Annotated in this window: 14 protein-coding genes; 3 read left to right on the top strand and 11 right to left on the bottom strand. The window is 61.2% G+C overall.

Annotation, left to right across the window (positions count from 1 at the left end):
• Positions 1–102: 102 nt before the first annotated feature.
• Complete coding sequence (locus tag J3P90_RS01875; protein ID WP_434649247.1) at positions 103–672, bottom strand: HutD/Ves family protein; 570 nt, start codon at positions 670–672, stop codon at positions 103–105.
• The gene (hutC, locus tag J3P90_RS01870; protein WP_305501386.1) at positions 669–1,379 is read right to left on the bottom strand and encodes a histidine utilization repressor; all 711 of its coding nucleotides are present in this window, start codon (positions 1,377–1,379) and stop codon (positions 669–671) included. Before hutC ends, J3P90_RS01875 begins: the two co-directional genes overlap by 4 nt.
• Before the next feature lie 145 nt (positions 1,380–1,524).
• Between hutC and J3P90_RS01865 the strand changes: the two genes are divergently transcribed.
• Positions 1,525–2,889 carry a formimidoylglutamate deiminase gene (locus J3P90_RS01865; protein WP_434675756.1) on the top strand — a complete coding sequence of 455 codons (1,365 nt, stop codon included), beginning with the start codon at positions 1,525–1,527 and terminating at the stop codon, positions 2,887–2,889.
• A gap of 115 nt (positions 2,890–3,004) precedes the next feature.
• Here the strand turns inward: J3P90_RS01865 and J3P90_RS01860 are convergent, their stop codons facing one another.
• Both J3P90_RS01860 and J3P90_RS01855 read right to left on the bottom strand, forming a co-directional pair.
• Complete coding sequence (locus J3P90_RS01860) at positions 3,005–3,574, bottom strand: lipocalin family protein (RefSeq protein ID WP_420767003.1); 570 nt, start codon at positions 3,572–3,574, stop codon at positions 3,005–3,007.
• 43 nt (positions 3,575–3,617) lie between these two features.
• The gene (locus J3P90_RS01855) at positions 3,618–3,872 is read right to left on the bottom strand and encodes a hypothetical protein (RefSeq protein WP_003186715.1); all 255 of its coding nucleotides are present in this window, start codon (positions 3,870–3,872) and stop codon (positions 3,618–3,620) included.
• Positions 3,873–4,157: 285 nt separating this feature from the next.
• Between J3P90_RS01855 and J3P90_RS01850 the strand changes: the two genes are divergently transcribed.
• Positions 4,158–6,050, top strand: a complete 1,893-nt coding sequence (locus J3P90_RS01850; protein ID WP_434675755.1) for a methyl-accepting chemotaxis protein — start codon at positions 4,158–4,160, stop codon at positions 6,048–6,050.
• Between the two features lie 92 nt (positions 6,051–6,142).
• Here J3P90_RS01850 and J3P90_RS01845 read toward each other — a convergent pair whose 3' ends face one another.
• From J3P90_RS01845 to J3P90_RS01825, 5 genes are all read right to left on the bottom strand, one after another.
• Entirely contained in the window at positions 6,143–6,739 is a 597-nt protein-coding gene (locus J3P90_RS01845) for a DUF924 family protein (RefSeq protein ID WP_434675754.1), read from the bottom strand.
• 3 nt (positions 6,740–6,742) lie between these two features.
• Positions 6,743–7,753, bottom strand: a complete 1,011-nt coding sequence (locus tag J3P90_RS01840; protein WP_420767001.1) for a class 1 fructose-bisphosphatase — start codon at positions 7,751–7,753, stop codon at positions 6,743–6,745.
• Between the two features lie 248 nt (positions 7,754–8,001).
• On the bottom strand, positions 8,002–9,372 hold the full coding sequence (locus tag J3P90_RS01835) for a DUF3999 domain-containing protein (protein ID WP_434649290.1): 1,371 nt from the start codon (positions 9,370–9,372) through the stop codon (positions 8,002–8,004).
• The gene (locus tag J3P90_RS01830; RefSeq protein WP_434675753.1) at positions 9,369–12,992 is read right to left on the bottom strand and encodes a DUF2339 domain-containing protein; all 3,624 of its coding nucleotides are present in this window, start codon (positions 12,990–12,992) and stop codon (positions 9,369–9,371) included. The genes J3P90_RS01835 and J3P90_RS01830 overlap by 4 nt, the downstream gene beginning before the upstream one ends.
• Positions 12,993–13,282: 290 nt before the next feature.
• Entirely contained in the window at positions 13,283–15,733 is a 2,451-nt protein-coding gene (locus tag J3P90_RS01825) for a glycogen/starch/alpha-glucan phosphorylase (protein ID WP_434561124.1), read from the bottom strand.
• Between the two features lie 254 nt (positions 15,734–15,987).
• On the opposite strand from J3P90_RS01825, the gene J3P90_RS01820 reads away from it, so the two are divergent.
• Positions 15,988–16,425, top strand: coding sequence for a YkgJ family cysteine cluster protein (locus tag J3P90_RS01820; RefSeq protein ID WP_003196865.1), 438 nt, complete (start codon positions 15,988–15,990; stop codon positions 16,423–16,425).
• Between the two features lie 217 nt (positions 16,426–16,642).
• On the opposite strand, the gene typA is transcribed toward J3P90_RS01820, so the two are convergent.
• Positions 16,643–18,463, bottom strand: coding sequence for a translational GTPase TypA (gene typA / locus J3P90_RS01815; protein WP_420766323.1), 1,821 nt, complete (start codon positions 18,461–18,463; stop codon positions 16,643–16,645).
• Positions 18,464–18,597: 134 nt separating this feature from the next.
• The gene (thiI, locus tag J3P90_RS01810; protein ID WP_420766324.1) at positions 18,598–20,052 is read right to left on the bottom strand and encodes a tRNA uracil 4-sulfurtransferase ThiI; all 1,455 of its coding nucleotides are present in this window, start codon (positions 20,050–20,052) and stop codon (positions 18,598–18,600) included.
• Positions 20,053–20,334: the final 282 nt, after the last annotated feature.

The raw sequence follows: 20,334 nt of genomic DNA, 5'->3' as shown, positions 1-20,334 counted from the left end.
CTCGCTCCCGCTGGGCTGCGAAGCGGCCCCATACCTTGCGACTGCTGCGCAGTCGAGCGGGAGCAAGCTCCCTCGCCACAAAAGCTCTGTCGCAGGACTTCTTTAGTGAGCCGTCAGCTCGATCACGCAGCATTGGCCGTGGGTAGTGATGTCCAGCAGCCCAGCGTTACCGCTCAGTTGCAGGCAGTCATAAAGCCCCAGTGCCTCGACAGTTTCATCCATCTTGACCCTCAGCGTCGGAGCGGCACTGAACACCAATACCGTTCCCGCCTCGCTGAAAAAACGCTGCTGGCCGCCCAGCCATTGCAGCCGCGCGCGGTAACGCTGCGGCGCGTAGATCAGGTTGAAGTCGCGAATCGGCCCCTCCAGCAGCGTGCACTGCACTTGGCTCTCGCCGCTGAAGGCAAAGGGATCCAGCGAATGCAGCGGCCGCGTGGCGTGGCCATCGACAGTCAGCGTCATGCCGCCACCTTGCAAGACCGTGATGATCCGTTCGTAGCCAGCGAAGGTGGAAAAACCACCCGATTCACCGATATCGGCAATGGACAGGCGCCAGCCGAAACCTTCCAGGCCGGTGCCGGCATCGCGGGTGATTTCCTCGGTGCTGCCACCGCCGTTTTTCCACGGCATGGACGGGTAATCCGCTGCGCGTAAAACCTTCAATTGGCTCATTTGTGGAAACGCCCTTCCAGACTGTGACGCGAGCCCGGATGGATCAGGCGTGCGGCGGTCACCGGCTGGCGCCCTGACCAGGTACGGCGACGGATCAACAGGCACGGCTCGCCCCGCTCGATCTGCAACAGCTTGCATTCACTCGGCTCCGCCAGGATCGCCTCGACCACATGCTCACCTTCGGTCAGCGGCGCAACCTGGTTCAGGTAGGCATAGGGCGTTTGTTGAGTGAAGTCCTGCTTGAGGTAATCAGGCGCCACCAGCGCGTTGACGAAACGGTCCTCGATTTGCACAGGAATGTCGTTTTCGAAATGCACGATCAACGAATGGAATACCTTCTGGCCTTCGCGCATGTCCAGGGCCAGCGCCCGCTCGGAACCGGCGGCCTCTTCTTCCAGGGTGATGACCTTGCACGTATGGCGATGACCACGGGAGGCGATTTCATCCGCAATGTTATGCACTTCGAACAGTGCGGACTGGCTCTTGGGCTCGGCGACGAACGTGCCGACGCCTTGCATGCGCACCAGCAGGCCATCAGCGGTCATTTCCCGCAGGGCCCGGTTGATGGTCATGCGGCTGAAGCCCAACTGGCTGACCAGTTCGCTTTCCGATGGCACGCGGTAATGGGGCGGCCAGTTTCCACTGTCGATCTGCTGGGTGATCATTTGTTTGACGCGGGCGTACAAGGGCGCCGGACTGTCACCCATGGTTGCGGCCAGCGGCGGTTTGGCAGGCGGAGTCGGCACGGCGTATTCCTGTTCTGCGAATGTTGATGACTAGCTTGCCGGAGTTTACCGGGCAGGCAAACGTCTGTATATGTATATACAAATTACACGCAACGAGGTTCAACCGATGTCCGCCTTCTTTGCCGAGCGTGCGCTGCTGCCTGATGGATGGGCCAATGATGTACGCCTCGAGGTCAACGCCGAGGGGGTCTTGACCCATGTCCAGGCCGATTCCCACGCAAACGGCGCCGAACGGCTCGGCGGTCCCCTGCTCCCGGGCATGCCGAACCTGCATTCCCATGCGTTCCAGCGGGCCATGGCCGGACTGGCGGAAATGGCGGGCAACCCCAATGACAGTTTCTGGACATGGCGCGACTTGATGTACCGCCTCGTCGGAAAAATCAGCCCCGACCAGCTCGGCGTCATCGCACGGCAGCTTTACATCGAAATGCTCAAGGCCGGCTACACCTCGGTTGCCGAATTCCATTACGTACACCATAACACCGACGGCAGACATTACGCCGATCCGGCCGAACTGGCCTTGCGTATCAGCCAGGCCGCCGGTGAAGTGGGCATTGGCTTGACGCTGCTGCCGGTGCTTTACAGCCATTCCGGTTTTGGCGGCCAAGAGCCCAACGACGGGCAGCGCCGGTTCATCAACAGCACCGAAAACTACCTGAAGCTTCAGTCACGCTTGCAGCCGATCCTGGCCGGGCAACCGTCCCAGGCGTTGGGCCTGTGCTTCCACTCGCTGCGCGCCGTGACACCCGGGCAGATCCACGATGTGCTGGCCGCCAGCGACCGCGATTGCCCCGTGCATATCCACATCGCCGAACAGCAAAAGGAGGTTGACGACTGCTTGAGCTGGAGCGGCGTGCGTCCGCTGCAATGGCTGTATGAAAATGCCGAGGTGGATCAACGCTGGTGTCTGGTTCATGCCACCCACGCCAATCCACAGGAAGTCAGCCTGATGGCCAAGAGCCGGGCAATTGCCGGTCTGTGCCTGACCACGGAAGCCAACCTGGGTGACGGAATTTTTCCGGCCGTGGATTTCCTAGCCCAAGGCGGGCGGATGGGCATCGGCTCTGACAGCCATGTGTCGTTGAGCGTCGTGGAGGAATTACGCTGGCTGGAATACGGCCAGCGGCTGCGGGACCAGCGCCGCAACCGGTTGTACCGAACGGATCAGCCGATGGTCGGGCGTACCCTGTATGACGCCGCACTGGACGGTGGCGCCCAGGCGTTGGGCCAACCGATCGGCGCATTGGAAGTCGGCAAGCGCGCCGACTGGCTGGTGCTCGATGGCAATGATCCTTACCTGGCCACGGCGACCGGTGACGGCATTCTCAATCGTTGGCTGTTTGCGGGCGGCGATCGCCAGGTGCGCGATGTGATGGTCGGCGGAAAATGGCAGGTTCGCGACGGCCGTCACGCCGGCGAAGAAGAAAGCGCCCGAGCGTTTACCCGGGTGCTGCGCGAACTGCTGGGCTGACGACAATTCAATGTGGGAGCGAGCTTGCTCGCGATAGCGGATTTTCCATCAACATCTATGTTGACGGTAAAGGCCTCATCGCGAGCAAGCTCGCTCCCACAGGTGTTTTACTACATCAGTCCGAAGTCTTGGCCATCTGCCGGTCCGACGCACGCCAGACCAACCGCGTCGTGTCGTAGCCCTGCTGGCGCGCCTTGCTCAGCAGTTCTTCGCGCACATCGACATTGACCGTTGGCGTGCGCGACAGCAACCACATGTAACGCCGGCTCGGATCGCCAACGATGGCGGTCTTGTAGTCATCGCTGACATACAAGACCCAATATTCTCCCTTCGCCACACCCGGCAGGATCCGCGAGAACCAGGTGTCGAATTCGACCCAGAGCTTGTCGGTCTTGCCTGGCACCTGCGGGTAAGCGGTGCCCCGGGCTTCTTCCCACTTCCAATCGGAAGTCAGGCAGCGGTTGAACACATCCACGTTGCCGTCGGGCTTGAGGGTGTAATGGGCTTCGGATTGCGCGCAGTTGCGCTGGAAATACATCGGTAGGCGGGCCAGCTCGTACCAGGTCCCTTGGTAACGCTTGAGATTGACACTGTTGACGGTCTTGGGCGCCAACGGGTCTACGCCAGAAGTGGCACAGCCGGCCAATACCAGGCCAGCCAAAAGCACAAAAACTAACCGCATCATTATTTTTTTCTCCCGTGGGCGCTTGGCCCCGGTTTACTTCAGGTTACTTCAGGCCTTGGCCGGAAAACATCAACACTTTGTCACCGGCGTATTGCACGCTGATAAAGCTTTTCTGGTCGCCCCAGGTGCAGCTGGACATGCCGAGCGCGCCCGAACAGTCAGTCGGCTTCCCCAGCAACGTCTCGACTTCGGCCTTGGGCATGCCCGCCGACAGCTTCGAGTAGTTTTCCTGGTTGACCTTGCTGCATGCGGTCAATACGACGCACATGAACAGCAGGGCGATAGATCGCAGCGACATGGTGTAACTCCTGGAGCGGAAGGGAGGTGGCAGGGTGCCAACCTGAACCTTAGAAGAGAAAACCCCTATCTGGTTCCCCGACGCCCCCAGTATTTATTGGTTGTCCCGAGGGTATTCGACGGGTGAAACAACCGAACTGTGACGCCGTCGTGCCTTTCGTCGGGATGAGTCCATCGACGCCTGATGCGCCGCGCCTGCGGGCCGATAAAAAGTAACAGCGTAAAATCCTGTGTTATGGCAAATTGACGCCCCTTTTTGACCCGTCCCTCCGCGGTAGCGTTCTTAATGACCAGAAACATGAAATTCAGCCACAAAATCCTGTTGGCTGCCGCCCTTGTGGTGGCCGTCGCATTCGCCTGTTTCATCCTGTTCAACGATTACCGCCAACGACAAAGTCTGTATTCCAGCACCGAGACCTCCATGCAGGAACTCGGCAGCCTGACCAGCCGCAATATCCAGACGTGGGTCGAAGGCCGGATCCAACTGCTGCAATCGCTGGCCCAGCAAATCGCCATCGATGGCAGCAGTGCCGACAGCCTGAAACGCGCGGTGGGCCTGCCTGCCTACACCGGCAATTTTCAGCTCAGCTATTTTGGCGGCACCGACGGCGTAATGTTTTCGGTGCCGGCCGGCAATCGCGCCGCCGACTACGACCCGCGCGCCCGTGGCTGGTACAAGGCCGCCAACAGCGCCCAACAGACCATCGTCACCGAACCCTACATCGCCGCGTCTTCGGGCAAGCTTGTGATCACCGTTGCCACGCCGGTACAGCGCCAGAACCAGATGATCGGCGTGGCGGGGGCGGACATCGACCTGACCAGCGTCAGCGCCATCATCAACTCGCTGAACTTCGGCGGACATGGTCATGCGTTCATCGTCAGCGCCGATGGCAAGATCCTCGTCCACCCTGACAGCAAGCGCGTGCTCAAGACCCTCGCCGAGGCCTATCCCAACGGTGCGCCGCAAGTCAGCCCGGGCATGAAGGAAGTCGAGCTCGACGGCAAGACCCAGTTCATTTCCTTTACCCGAGTCGCCGGCGTACCCGGCGCCGACTGGTACGTGGCGCTGGTGCTCGACAAGAGCGCGGCGCTGGCGATGCTCAGCGAGTTCCGCACCTCGGCCCTGATTGCCATGGTCATTGCCGTGGTGTTCATCATCGCCCTGCTGAGCATGCTCATCCGTGTATTGATGCAACCGCTGCTGATCATGGGCCGCGCCATGCATGACATCGCCGAAGGCGAAGGCGACCTGACCCGCCGCCTGACCATCCACGGCCATGATGAATTCGGCGCGCTGGGCACTTCGTTCAACCGTTTCGTCGAGCGTATCCACGCTTCGATCCGCGAAGTGGCTTCCGCCACGGGCCAGGTCAATGAAGTCGCCCTGCGTGTCGTCAGCGCCTCCAATTCGTCGATGTACAACTCCGACCAGCAAGCCTCGCGCACCAGCAGCGTGGCCGCGGCCATCAACCAGCTTGGCGCCGCCGCCCAGGAAATTGCCCAGAATGCCGCCCTCGCCTCGCAGCACTCCAGCGAGGCCCGCAACCTGGCCGAAGATGGCCAGCAAGTGGTGGATAAAACCATCACGGCGATGCAACAGCTGTCAGCCAAGATCAGCGATTCTTGCGACAACATCGAAACCCTGAACAGCAACACGGTGAACATCGGCCAGATTCTCGAAGTGATCACCAACATTTCCCAGCAGACCAACCTGCTTGCCCTGAACGCCGCCATCGAAGCGGCCCGGGCCGGTGAAGCCGGTCGCGGCTTCGCGGTCGTCGCCGACGAAGTGCGCAACTTGGCCCACCGCACCCAGGATTCGGCGCAGCAAGTGCAGAAGATGATCGAAGAGTTGCAAGTCGGCGCGCGGGAAGCGGTGCTGACCATGACCGATAGCCAGCGCCAGAGCGAAAGCAGCGTCGGCATCGCCAACCAGGCCGGCGAACGACTGGGCAGCGTGACCCAGCGCATCGGCGAGATCGACGGCATGAACCAGTCCGTGGCCACCGCCACCGAAGAACAGACCGCCGTGGTGGAATCGATCAACGTCGACATCAATGAAATCAACACGCTGAACCAGGAAGGCGTGGAAAACCTGCAAGCCACCTTGCGGGCCTGTTCCGACCTGGAACAGCAGGCGGCGCGGTTGAAGCAGTTGGTGGGCAGTTTCCGGATCTAACGCCTGGAAGGGCCCCATCGTCGAATCGCCGCCCGGAGCGAGCTTGCTCCGGGCGGCGATCCGACAATAGCGGCATCAGCCTCGCAAAAAATTCAGAACCTGGACCCAGGCCTGCTCAAGAATTCCACTTCCTCAGCCGTGGACTCACGCCCCAACACCGCATTGCGATGGGGAAAACGTCCGAACCGGGCAATGATCTTCTGATGCCGTTCGGCATAATCCAGGTTGTCTTCGAACACCGCGCGCTGCGCCTCGGGTTGCTCCCGGACCAGCTCGATGAACCGAGACACGGCTTCGTTCTGCACCGCGAGGTTTTCGCAATGTTCGAGGACGAGGTAGATGAAGACACGCTGAATTGGCCGCAGTTGCTGGTCGAAACCTGCCGTCAGGCCTTGGGCCACCAACGCTTGGGCACGCAAGTCGCCGGAAAAGCTTTTGGGCGTGTTGCGAAAGATCATACGCGGGAGCTGATCCAGTAGCAGCACCAGGGCCAGCCAACCTTCCGGGCGTTGCGCCCAATCGGTCAATCCGCCGGCCAGTGCTTGCTCGACCCAATCGCCGAAGCGCTCTTGCGCCTGGCGATCATGGCCTTTGCCAAACCACAGCTTGCCCTTGTCAGCCGCTATTTCGTCCGGCGTTTGGGCTGTGCCAAACCACCAATCGAGCAACGGCTGCCAAGGCCCGGTCATGGTTTACTCCTTGTGGTAAGCCGTGGCGCGTGCCACTTCTTCTTTCGAACCGAGGAATACCGCAACTCGCTGGTGCAGGCCCTCAGGCTTGATGTCGAGGATGCGCTGGCGACCGTCGGTGGAAGCGCCACCCGCCTGCTCTACCAGGAACGACATCGGGTTGGCTTCGTACATCAGGCGCAGCTTGCCCGGCTTGGACGGCTCGCGGCTGTCGCGCGGGTACATGAACAGACCGCCTCGGGTCAGGATGCGGTGTACATCGGCAACCATCGCGGCCACCCAGCGCATGTTGTAGTTCTTTTTCAGCGGGCCTTCTTCACCGGCCAGCAACTCGCTGACGTAGCGCTGTACCGGAGCTTCCCAGTGACGCTGGTTGGACATGTTGATGGCGAATTCCTGGGTGGTTTCAGGAATGGTGATGTCTTCGTGGGTCAGGACGAAACTGCCCATCTCGCGGTCCAGGGTAAAGCCTTTCACGCCGTCGCCCAGGGTCAGCACCAGCATGGTCTGAGGACCGTAGATGGCGTAACCGGCGGCGACTTGCTCGGTGCCGGGCTGCAGGAAGGCCTTTTCATTCAAGGCTTCGTTCTGGCTCAGGTATTCGTTCGGGCAACGCAGTACCGAGAAGATTGTGCCGACCGGCGCATTGATGTCGATGTTCGACGAGCCGTCCAACGGGTCGAATACCAGCAGGTAGGCGCCTTTCGGGTATTTGCCCGGGATCTGGTAGGCATTGTCCATTTCCTCGGACGCCATGCCGGCCAGGTGACCGCCCCACTCGTTGGCTTCCAGCAGGATTTCGTTGGAGAGCACGTCGAGCTTCTTCTGCACTTCGCCCTGCACGTTTTCGGTGCCCATGCTGCCCAGGACACCGCCCAGCGCGCCCTTGGACACGGCGTGGCTGATCTCCTTGCATGCACGCGCCACCACTTCGATCAAAAAGCGCAGATCGGCAGGGGTATTGTTGCTGCGGGTCTGCTCAATCAAATAGCGACTCAAGGTAACGCGGGACATGGACGGCTCCGAAGAATAGGGGGCGGAAAACCCGCGCAGTTTAGCGCGAGTCGGGACTTAATTCCTCCTATGAGACGGGATATGGAGGATTGAGTTCACGGGGTGGGGCCCGCTTGGGTATTTATGTTGATTGACAAGGCGCCATCGCGACCAAGCTCGCTTCCACAAGTTGACCGAGTTGCTCTAACGAATGCGGTCTATTGTGGGAGCGAGCTTGCTCCGGGCGGCGATCCGACGATGAACACACCTCAGTTCTTGACCGGCGGCTTGCGCAACAGGCTGAACGCCATCGCCGCGAGGAACAGCACGCTCAGTAGCAACACCGCCCACAAGCCCATTTTCTTCCAGTTGGTGTCAACGACCGCAGGCACCGCTTCAACCGTTGGCGTCAACGTAGTGGTTCCGTTCACCTTCGCCGCACCCAGCGCCGCCAGGCGTGACGGTTTGTAATCCGGAATCAGCGTGGTCAACGGCAAGTTGGCCGCCTTTACCGTCGCGCTGCCCAGTGCCAGCTGGTATGGCCCTTCGCCCCGTGCCAGGAACACCACCTGGGTCGCACGCACGGCAAAACGCAGCGCAGGCGCTTCGGTGCCCAGACCGCCGCCGCGCTCATCCACCGTCAGCTTCAATTGTTGAACGGTCTGGCCGGACAACTGCAGCTGGTTTTGCTGCACGTCCTGACCGTTCTGGGTCAGGCGATAGAGCAAGCCACCGCCCATCGGCTGCCACGGATGGCTGCTTTCACGGCGACCGGCCAGGGTCACTGGCGCCAGGCTGTTGGCCTGGCTGAGCTCCACCTGCACCTGCTCGATGTCCAGCCCCATCGGCAACTGCCATGTGTACTCACCGGCCTTCGTCGTGTTGCCGGCAAGCGGTTGCGACCAGACCAACGGCAGCGGCAGGCTTTCGCGGCTGGCGCTTTGCAGTTGGGCTGAGGTCAGCACCGGCGCCGAGGACGGAGAATCCCACAGCAACCGCAAGTACCGCGCCGATTGCCCGGGCAGGTTCACTTCGTGCTGCTCGACCCGCTCATCGGCAAATGTCAGCCGGGCGACCTGCCCTTCCCCCCAGGCCTGCCAATGCTGCAAGTCATCGCTGGCTTCGATGGTGAAGCGCTGGAAGCCGTCGCGCTCGCTGGTCCAGTCGAGAATCAACTGCTGCAACGGTGCCTTGATTGCGCTGGCATCGAGCAGCCAGCCGCGCAGTTCTTCTTCCCCCGCTTCGAGTCGGCTGGACGGCTGCACTTGCACCAACGTGCCGTTGGCGTTCGATTGCACCCGCACGCTGGGCGCGCGCTCGCTGTCGTCCGCGGCGTTGTACAACGGGAACCACTTCACATCGGTGAGGGTGCGATTCTCCCGGCTCTGGGCCGACTCGCGCACCAACGCATAGGCCTGGGCCTGCCCGGCGGCGTTGAAGACCCGCAGGTCACTGAGGTCGGTTTGCCGCGCCTGCAACTGGACGTCCAACGGTAACGGCAAGCGATACCACGGCCCCTCGCCGCTCAAGGCCAACGGCACCTGATGGGCAAAATCCTGCGGTTGCTCCTGCGCCGTCGCCGACAAGGCTGCCCACAGCCCGACCACGCCCAACCCGATTCGACTTAACTTGCGACTCAAGACGACACTCCCTCACTGACAGGCATCGGCGGCTCGGCATCGGCGGCCGGCTCCGGACGTTTCGGTGGCAGCGGCGCAAAATAGCCGACCACCAGCAACAACACGCCCACGCCAATAAACGACACGATCCGCGCCAGACCGCCACGGTTACTCAATTCGACGAAGAACAGCTTGGCCACGACGACAGCAATCAACGCGGCGCCGATCAGCCACACCTCACGGCGATGGCGCAGGTGACCGCCGATCATCAGGCCCAAGGCAATCAAGGTCCAGACAATGGACAGACCGGCCTGCACGAACATGGATTCAAGCAACGCATCCAGTTCGTACGCAACCCCCATCCACTGGTGCGCACAGCGCATCACCACGGCAGTGAAGAACGCGAACAGCGACACACCGGCGGTCAACTGAGCGATATGCCCGACGCGACTCCAACGGTTTGTCGACTGCTCCACGGCGTTGCGGGCCCACACGTAAATACCGAACAAGGCGAACAGCAGGCCCAGCTCCAAGGGATTGAGCAACGGCACATAGGGCAGTGGCTCAGAGTTGCCGTCACTGAAGGTGTTGGTCAGCCAGAACCAACCGAGCATCAACAGCGCCATCGGTGCCGCCGCGTAGACGCGGTATTCGCGCGGTTGAGCCGATACCGGCCAGGGCAAGCTGCGCGGCGTTGACACCAGCACCAGGTAAAGGCTCGGCAGGATCGCCCAGGCCAACCAGCGCCAGGCGTTGTATTGCTCAGACAGCAACAGCAGGCCGTAACGCAGCTCCAGCATCAACACCGTCATCTGCAGCCAGCAGCCGAGCACATGAGCTGTACTGCGCGCCTGGGCCGGCAGTATCGGCGCGAGCCGTTTCAAGGACATGAAATGCACGGCGAACACCGCAAGCCAGGCCAGCCAACCGAAATCCGCCGCCGGGTGGTAACGGCTGTGCCCGGTCGCCACCAGCACACAGCACGCCGCCGGGATCAGCAAGGTGCCCAACAGCCCCAGCGCCGGCCATTTCAAACGCAGCGACAAGACGCTCCACACCGCCACGCTGGCCGCCGCCACCATCAGCAACAAGCTGCCTTGCAGGTTGGCCGGGGCAAAGCGCAGCACTTCGCTGACCCATGCCAGCGCCCACCAACCGGCGCCCCAAATCAGCAACAGCTCGGACAGGCGCCGCAAACTCAAGGCGTCGAGCTCCTTCGCCGAATGCGCCCGTTGCAGCCGCCATGCACCCACCAGCGCCGCCAGTCCAAGAACCAATGGTGTCCAGAAACCGCTGTGGGCCAGCGGACGAAGATCCTCGGCATCGAGCGCCCCCAACAGCGCCGGCCCCGCAGTGAGGAACGCCGCACCGCCCAGCAATTGCAGCAGCAAGCCGAAGACAAAACTCACCCGCTGCTTCAGGTACAGGCTCAACCAGATGATCAACAGGCCGCTGGCCGCCCACACGCCGCTCGCCGTTTGCCAAGGCAGGACGAAGAGCACCGCGAGATTGATCAGCACCAGTCCCGCCAGCAACACCACCGACAAGCCACGCAGCAACCGCACATCGTTGCGCACCATGTCGTCGCGCGCCGCCAGCAGCATGCCGCCGATCAATGCCAGGCCAATCAGCGAAGCACTGAGCAAACCGCTCCAGCCAGCGCTGAACACGGCCGTCGAATCCCCGTCCGCACCTTGCAGGCGCACCAGGAACAACGCACCGCCCAGCAGTTGCACGGCGAACGCCGTAAACAAGAAGCTACGTGATTGCAGGCGCAGGCCAACGAACAGCGTCGCCAGGCCGGCCAATGCCCAAGCGATGGCGGTGCCGTGGGTGGAGAAGAACAGAGGAGCCAGCAAATAAAGGAAGCCCAGGCCCAGCACCGCCAGCACGGGTTGGCCCTGGCGCTCCCAGCTCGCGATATGGTCAGGCTCTGCCTTGCGCAACTGATAGAAGCTGAACAGCAAGGCACCACCGAGCATCAACGCACCCAGCCAAGAACCTTCCAGCAGGCTGCCTTCACCTGAATGCAATTCGCTGACGAAGGCCAGCGCCGAACCCAATTGCAGCAACAGGGCAAAGACTCGCGCGAAGGGCCGTTGTTGGCGCAGGCCCAGCCAGAAGATGCCGGCGCCCTCCACCGCCCATGCCGCGGCAGTCCAACGGGCATCGAGGCCGAGCGGAATCGCCAGACTGCTGAAAATCACGCCCAAGGCGAGGCAGGTTTCAGCCAGCAGCACGGCGCGACCGCCCATCAATACGCGGGCCAGACCCATGTAGATCATGCCCAGGGCCAAAGCACTGAACGCTGCGGCGAATTCCAGGTGCTGGACCAACGCGAACTGCAAACCGAAGCCTACCAACGGAGGGCCGAACAGCATGCTGCCATCGAGGTAGTCACCCTTGCGGGCCGACCAGCGCAACATCGCATCGCGGCTTTCATCGTCGGGTCCATCGCTCATTTCCATCAGCTTGCGCCGGGTGAACAGCAAGCCGATCACCAAATACATCAGGAAAAACACAATGAGGAACGGTTCGGTGCTCCACAACAATTCCGGCGTATAGGAACGCAAACCCCAGGCGAAACCAATGCCGAAAGTACCAACAAAGCCAATCAGATTGAGCAGGCGCCAGGCCTTGAACCAGGCAATCGCGAGGATGCCGGCGTTGAGCAGGATGAAATAGCTGAACAGCCCGACGTGGTTGCCACTGCCGGTGGAGGTGAGGATCGGCGCGGCAAACCCGCCCAGCGCCGCGGCCGCCGCCAGGCCCATGGCATTCTGGGTGACCGCCAGGATCGCCGAGAACACCGTGACCGCCACCAGCAAGGCCAGCGCTGCCTTGGAATCGAGCAATGGATGCAGGCGCATGGCGGCAAACACGGTCAGGTACAGCACCGCAATGCCCGTGCCTTGGAGCATCAATGCATAACTGTTGTTACGTTGGCGCAACCACCAGCCCAGGCCCAACAGGCCCAGCGCGCTGGCCGCGACGCCGGCATAGCGCAATTCGATCGGCACCACCATGCCTTCGGTGGCGTAGCGCAACAGGAATGCCAGGCCGAGGAATAACAACACCACCCCGACCCGCAACACGGTATTACCGCCGAACAGCCAGTTGCGCGCGGCGGTGATGGCGCGATCGAGCAGATTCGGGCCACGGGGAACCGCAGGCGCAGGCGACGTCGATTCAAGGGGCAACGGCGCAAAGTCACGATTGGAGGGACGGCTGGAAGCGGCCGGCGCAGGGCTCCAGATTTCATCAGGCAACGGCTGGCTGGCCTGGGTGCTCATGACGGAGATGGGTTCGAGGTCTGGCGGCAGTTCCCAGACCAGCTCCGGCTCGGTGCGGGCTTCGGGTTTTGGAGCCTGGGGCGCGACGGCCTCGGCCGCCGGCGCCGGATCACTCGGCTGGGCGGCCTTGCCGCGTTCGAGCACCGCCAGCCGCGCTTCCAAGGTGAGCAGACTCTGCTGGGCCTCTTGCAACAGGATTTGTTGCTTGGCCGCCTGGATACCCAAGCGCCCCAGTCGAAACGACTGGGCGATGCCGAGCCCGACCAACGCGCCTATCAGCGCATCGGCGAACGACTCGTCCACCACCCAGCCGAGTGCCAGGCCCAACAGTGTCAAAATCCATTGCATATGGTCGATATCCCTAAGCGGCCCCTAGCGGGCATGACCGGGAGGATGCGGTGCCTGGATCAGTCTAGTGGAAACCCCAAAACCCTGTGGGAGCGAGCTTGCTCGCGATGGCGTCGTTTCAGGCGACAGTGATCTTGCCTGACATGCCGCTATCGCGAGCAAGCTCGCTCCCACAGTGGATCGTTGGCGCTTCCAGTACTGAATCCGGCTTCACAACCCGGCGAATCAGGCGCTTAGTATATCGACGAAGCCCAACCGTCGTTGGGCTTCGCTCACATTTCTCGCAAGCGTTATTCCAGCGCTTTCCAGATATCGGTGGCGTATTCGCGAATGGTCCGGTCCGAGGAGAACCAGCCCATGCGCGCGGTGTTGAGCACCGCCGAGCGCCACCATTGCTTGGAGTCGTGCCACTTCTCTTCGACCTTCACCTGGGCGTTCCAGTAGGCATCGAAATCGGCGCAGACCAGGAAGCGGTCGTAGTCCACCAGCGAATCCACCAATCCGGTGTAGCGCATCGGATCGTCCGGGGAAAACACCCCGCCCCGAATCGCCTGCAACACATCGTTGAGGCGATGGGAGGCGGCGATGTCCGGCGCGGCGCTGAACTCACCGTTGCGCTTGCGCGCTTCCACCTGCTCGGCAGTCAGGCCGAAGATGAACATGTGCTCATCGCCGACGCGCTCGTGCATCTCCACGTTAGCGCCATCCATGGTGCCGATGGTCAGCGCGCCGTTGAGGCCGAACTTCATATTACTGGTGCCCGACGCCTCGAAACCGGCGGTGGAAATCTGCTCCGACAAGTCCGCCGCCGGAATGATGCTTTCGGCCAGGCTGACGTTGTAGTTGGGCAGGAAAACCACTTTGAGCAGACCGCGCACGGTCGGGTCGTTGTTCACCACCCGGGCGATGTCGTTGGTCAGCTTGATGATCAGCTTGGCCTGGTGGTAACTGGCGGCGGCCTTGCCGGCGAAGATCTTTACCCGCGGTACCCAGTCCACTTCCGGCTCGGCACGAATCGCCTGGTACAGCGCCACGGTGTGCAGCAGGTTGAGCAACTGGCGTTTGTACTCGTGGATGCGCTTGACCTGCACGTCGAACATCGCCGCCGGGTTGACGGCGATGCCCAGGCGCTCGTGAATCAAGTAAGCCAAGGCTTTCTTGCTGTGCAGGCGCTGCTCGGCGAACTGCTTGCGGAACGCCGGCTTGTCGGCGAACGGCTCCAGCTCGATCAGCCGTTCCTCGGGGTTGTCGAGCACGCCAGGCCCCAGAGCGTCGACCATCATCGAGGTCAATTCGGCGTTGGCCTGGAACAGCCAGCGGCGGAAAGTGATGCCGTTCGTCTTGTTGTTGATTCGCTCTGGATAGAGCTTGTGCAGCTCGGAGAACACCGTGCTGCGCATCAACTGGGTGTGCAACCCGGACACGCCGTTGACGCTGTGGGAGCCGAGGAACGCCAGGTTGCCCATGCGCACCCGGCGACCGTTGTCTTCCTCGATCAGCGACACCGAGCGCAGCACGTCGAAATCATGCACGCCCTTGGCCCGCAGCGAATCGATGTGCTGGGCGTTGATCAGGTAGATGATCTGCATGTGCCGAGGCAGCATGCGCTCCATCAACCCTACCGGCCAGGTTTCCAGGGCCTCAGGCAGCAACGTGTGGTTGGTGTAGGACAGTGTGTCCTGGGTGATCTGCCAGGCCGCGTCCCACGCCACATCGTAGACGTCCACCAATTGGCGCATCAGCTCGGCCACGGCAATGGACGGGTGCGTGTCGTTGAGCTGGATCGCCGCGTGATCGCCCAGGGTCAGCACCGAGGTGTGCATGTTGCGATGACGACGCAGCAAGTCCTGCAGCGAAGCGGCGACAAAGAAGTACTCCTGGCGCAGGCGCAACTCCTGGCCGGCCTCGGTGCTGTCGGCCGGATACAGCACGCGGGAAATACTTTCGGCCCGGGCCACTTCGGCTACGGCGCCGAGGTGGTCGCCGGCATTGAAGCGCTCCAGGTGCAGTTCTTCCATGGCCCGGGCACGCCACAGGCGCAGGGTATTGACGCTGGCGCCGCGCCAGCCGACCACCGGCGTGTCATAGGCGATGGCCCGCACGGTTTCGGCCGGGGACCACACCTGGCGAGTCTTGCCGGTTTCGTCGGTGACGGTTTCGACGCTGCCGCCAAAGCCGATTGGGTAGACGACTTCAGGCCGCTCGAATTCCCAGGGGTTGCCGAAATCCAGCCAGTGCTCGGTCTGCTCCTGTTGCCAGCCATCGACAATCGCCTGGCGGAACAAGCCGTGTTCGTAACGAATACCGTAGCCATGACCGGCGATACCCAGTGTCGACATGCTTTCCATGAAGCACGCCGCCAGACGGCCAAGGCCGCCGTTGCCCAGGGCCGCGTCGGGCTCCAGCAGACGGATGCGTTCCAGGTCGACACCCAGCTCGGTCAGCGCTTCGCGGGCGGTGTCCAGCAGGCCGAGGTTGCTCAAGCTGTCGTAGAGCAGGCGGCCGATGAGGAATTCCAGGGAGAGGTAATAGACACGCTTCTGGCCCTTGCGGTAGATCTGCCGCGTGTGGTCCATCCAGTGTTCGACCATGTGGTCGCGGGCGGCAAGGGCGATGGCTTCGAACCAATCGTGATCAAACGCATGATCGGGATCCTTGCCGACGGCATAAGTGAGTTTGGTCAACACAGCGTCGCGAAATGCCGCAACCTCAGCTTCGCGAACAAGTGGTTCTTGAGTCATTGATGAGACCTCGAACGAGCATGGAATTGTCTGAGCCTAGTCGGTCTGACAGACGGTAAAGGCTCTTGGTTCGGTGGTTTTTCCGTCGGCGCCGGAGAATCGTCGCCAAGGAATTGCCGATGGACGAATGAATGCAGGGGCCGTGCCGGTAAGGGCGGGTTTTGTCGGGACGCAAAAAAAACCGGCAGATGGTCGTTCAAAATTTCACCAGTCCCGGTATGATCGCGCGCCCTGATGCATGCTGGTACACGCCGATGATGAAGCCCAACCTGATCGCCGCCGCGGAGATCGACCGACTCGATACCTGGGCCAAGTACTCCGCCCCGATGTGCGGTTCCTGCGTGTCGAGCTGCTGCACGCTGCCGGTGGAGGTGAAGATCAAGGATCTGATCCGGATTGGCATCGTCGATGAGTTCGAACTGGGCGACCCGCCGAAGAACATCGCCAAGCGCCTGCAAAAGGAAGGGATCGTCGAGCGCTACAACCAGAAATCGGAAATCTTCACGTTGCAACGCATGAGCAACAACGATTGCCTGTACCTGGACCGAAAGAGCCGGCTGTGCACCATCTACGAGAAGCGCCCGGACACCTGCCGCAACCATCCACGGGTCGGGCCACGGCCGGGTTATTGCGCGTACAAGCCCAAGGAAGTGGAGCGCGAGCGGAATCCGCGGACGCTGGACAAATTTTGATCGACTGAGGGTTTAGCGGCGCCTGCAATACCGTCTTCGCGAGCAGGCTCGCTCCCACAAGGGCCTTATGTTGTTCACAATCTTGCGTCCGACAAAGAACCACTGTGGGAGCGAGCCTGCTCGCGAAGGGGCCCTCACAGGCACTCCATAAAACCGGGCACAAAAAAACGCCCCCGGTCTCACAACCGGGGGCGTTTTTCATTCAGCCTGGGCTAAATCAGGCCTTGGCTTTCTTGGCGGCGCGGGTACGCTCGCTTTCGTCCAGGATCTTCTTGCGCAGGCGGATCGACTTCGGCGTCACTTCGCACAGCTCGTCATCCTGGATGAATTCCAGGGCCTGTTCCAGAGTGAAGCGAACAGGTGGAACCAGGGCGATGGTTTCGTCTTTACCCGAAGCACGCATGTTGTCGAGCTTCTTGCCCTTGGTAGGGTTCACGCCCAGGTCGTTGTCACGGCTGTTCAGACCAACGATCTGGCCGCCGTAGATTTCCTGGCCGTGCTCGACGAACAGCTTGCCACGCGCCTGGAGAGTTTCCAGGGAGTAGGTCAGTGCCTTACCGGTTTCAACCGAAACCAGAACGCCATTCTGACGGCCGGACATGTCGCCCGACTTCATCACGTCGTAACGGTCGAAGATCGAGGTCAGGATGCCAGCACCGTTGGTCAGGGTCAGGAACTGGTTACGGAAACCGATCAGACCGCGAGCAGGGATGTTGTATTCCAGACGTACACGGCCTTTGCCATCCGGCACCATGTTGGTCAGGTCGCCCTTACGCAGGCCCATCTCTTCCATCACCTTGCCCTGGGATTCTTCCGGCAGGTCGATGGTGACGTTTTCGAACGGTTCGTGCTTCACGCCGTCAACCAGACGGATGATCACTTCCGGACGGCCTACAGCCATTTCGAAGCCTTCGCGACGCATGGTTTCGATCAGTACCGAAAGGTGCAGTTCGCCACGGCCGGAAACCTTGAACTTATCAGCCGAGTCGCCTTCTTCAACGCGCAGTGCAACGTTGTACAGCAGCTCTTTGTCCAGACGTTCCTTGATGTTACGGGACGTCACGAACTTGCCTTCTTTACCGCAGAATGGCGAGTCGTTGACCTGGAAGGTCATGGAAACGGTCGGCTCGTCGACGGTCAACGGCTTCATCGCTTCAACGGTGTCCGGGTGGCACAGGGTGTCGGAGATGAACAGCGAGTCCATACCGCTGATGCAGACGATGTCGCCGGCGGCAGCTTCTTCGACGTCAACGCGGTGCAGGCCATGGTGACCCATCAGCTTCAGGATACGACCGTTGCGGCGCTTGCCGTCGGCGCCGATAGCCACGACCGGGGTGTTCGGCTTGACGCGACCACGGGCGATACGGCCAACACCGATCACACCCAGGAAGCTGTTGTAGTCCAGTGCCGAGATCTGCATCTGGAACGGACCGTCACGGTCAACGGCCGGTGCAGGTACGTTGTCGACGATCGACTGGTACAGCGGGGTCATGTCTTCAGCCATGTCGGTGTGGTCCAGACCGGCAATGCCGTTCAGGGCCGAGGCGTAGACGACTTTGAAGTCCAGCTGTTCTTCGGTGGCGCCCAGGTTGTCGAACAGGTCGAAGATCTGATCTAGAACCCAGTCCGGACGCGCGCCTGGACGGTCAACCTTGTTGATGCACACGATCGGACGCAGGCCGGCTTCGAAGGCCTTCTTGGTCACGAAACGGGTTTGCGGCATAGGGCCGTCCTGGGCGTCAACCAGCAGCAGCACGGAGTCGACCATCGACATCACGCGCTCTACTTCGCCACCGAAGTCGGCGTGGCCCGGGGTGTCCACGATGTTGATGTGGTAGCCGTTCCAGTTGATGGCGGTGTTTTTCGCCAGGATGGTAATACCGCGCTCTTTTTCCTGGTCGTTGGAGTCCATCACGCGCTCGTCGTTGAGCTCGTTGCGCTCCAGGGTGCCGGATTGACGCAAGAGTTTGTCTACCAGGGTGGTCTTACCATGGTCAACGTGAGCAATGATGGCGATGTTGCGTAGATTTTCGATCACTTGTGTATCTCGATCAGAGGATTCGGTGTGCTGACAGGTCGTGGCAGCGATTTACAGTAGAGTCCGACAGTTACAGCGTGTCGGCGGCGTCGGGGGGCCGGTGACGCAGGCCACAGGCAAACAGCCCCGGGCACTTAGCTCGGTCGATAAACGCGCACATTGGCATGCCCCTCACTGAGCAAATGGTGAGCATGCAGGCGACTCATCACGCCTTTGTCGCAATACAGCAGGTACTGGCGAGTAGGGTCCAGTTCCTTGAAACGCGCGTTCACTGCATAGAACGGCATCGTTTGTACCTCGACGCCGGCGATGCTCAGCGGGTCGTCCTCAGCATCGTCCGGGTGACGGATGTCGATGATGATCTGACCGGCCAGCGCTTCGCCGACTTCTTCAATCTGGATGTCCTGGCCCAATTCGTCGATGACCCGATCGATCGGTACCAGCCTGGCGTTCTCGATCGCGCGCTCGAGTACCGCCATGTCGAATTCTTTCTCTTCGTGCTCCACGCGCCCGCGCTTGGCCGCCGTCTTCGGATTGACCGAGATGACCCCGCAGTACTCGGGCATGTGCCGGGCGAAATCGGCGGTGCCGATCTCGTTCGCCGTGTCGATGATGTCCTGCTTGTGGCTGGCGATCAGCGGGCGCAGCACGAGTTTCTCGGTCACGCAGTCGATCACCGACAGGTTCGGCAGCGTCTGGCTCGATACCTGGGAAATCGCCTCGCCGGTCACCAGCGCGTCGATGTGCAGGCGGTCGGCGATGCTCGTCGCGGCACGCAACATCATACGCTTCAAAATGACGCCCATATGACTGTTATCGACTTTGCCGAGAATCTCGCCCAGGACTTCCTCGAACGGCACGCTCACAAATAACACGCGCTGGGAACTGCCGTACTTCTTCCAGATGAAGTGCGCCACTTCCATCACGCCCAGCTCATGGGCGCGCCCGCCGAGGTTGAAGAAGCAGAAATGGCTCATCAGGCCGCGACGCATGATCTGGTAAGCGGCGACGGTGGAATCGAAGCCACCGGACATCAGCACCAGCGTTTGCTCCAGTGACCCCAACGGGTAACCGCCGATGCTGTCGTGCTGGCTGTGGATCACGAACAACCGCTGGTCGCGAATTTCGATGCGCACTTCAACTTGCGGATCTTTCAGCGAAATCCCGGCGGCGCCGCACTGCCGGCGCAATTGGCTGCCGACATAACGTTCCACGTCCATGGAACTGAACGGGTGCTTGCCGGCGCGCTTGCAGCGGACCGAAAAGATCTTGCCGGCCAGTGCATCACCATAATGGAGCATGCACTTGGCGAGGATATCGTCGAAGTCCCCCAGCGGGTACTCGTCAACTTGCAGGAAATGCGCGATGCCCGGCATGCAGCTCAGGCGCTCGGTCATTTCCTTCAGCAGCTTGGGTTCGCTGACGCGGGTTTCCAGTTCGAGGTTGTCCCACACACCGTTCACCACCACGGCCGGGTCCAGGTCACGGAGCACGGCACGGATGTTCTTGGCCAACTGGCGGATGAAACGCATCCGTACCGGGCGGCTCTTGATGGTGATCTCGGGGAAGACTTTTACGATTAGTTTCATGAAAACAGCGCGCGAACGGCCAGCCGAAAAAGGGGGGCGCGGATTATAGCGGAAATTGCTCAAGGTTTAACCAGTTTATGTGCAGATGGTTTTGCATGCACCAAAACGGGTCATTATCGATTGACGGCGCCACATTGCAGTGCGTTATTGTCTGACAATCTTTGATTTGCGCCTGTAAAAGCGTGGATTTGGTGCAAAAAACCCATGGTGGGGCACTGGCATGCAATTTGCTCCCTTGTGAGGCAGGTTGCCTTGGCAGAGTATTCGCGCCGGCATCACCCA

It is taken from the genome of Pseudomonas sp. D3-10 (assembly GCF_051132175.1).
Lineage (GTDB): Bacteria > Pseudomonadota > Gammaproteobacteria > Pseudomonadales > Pseudomonadaceae > Aquipseudomonas.
This window is presented reverse-complemented; position numbering and strand designations above follow the sequence as displayed.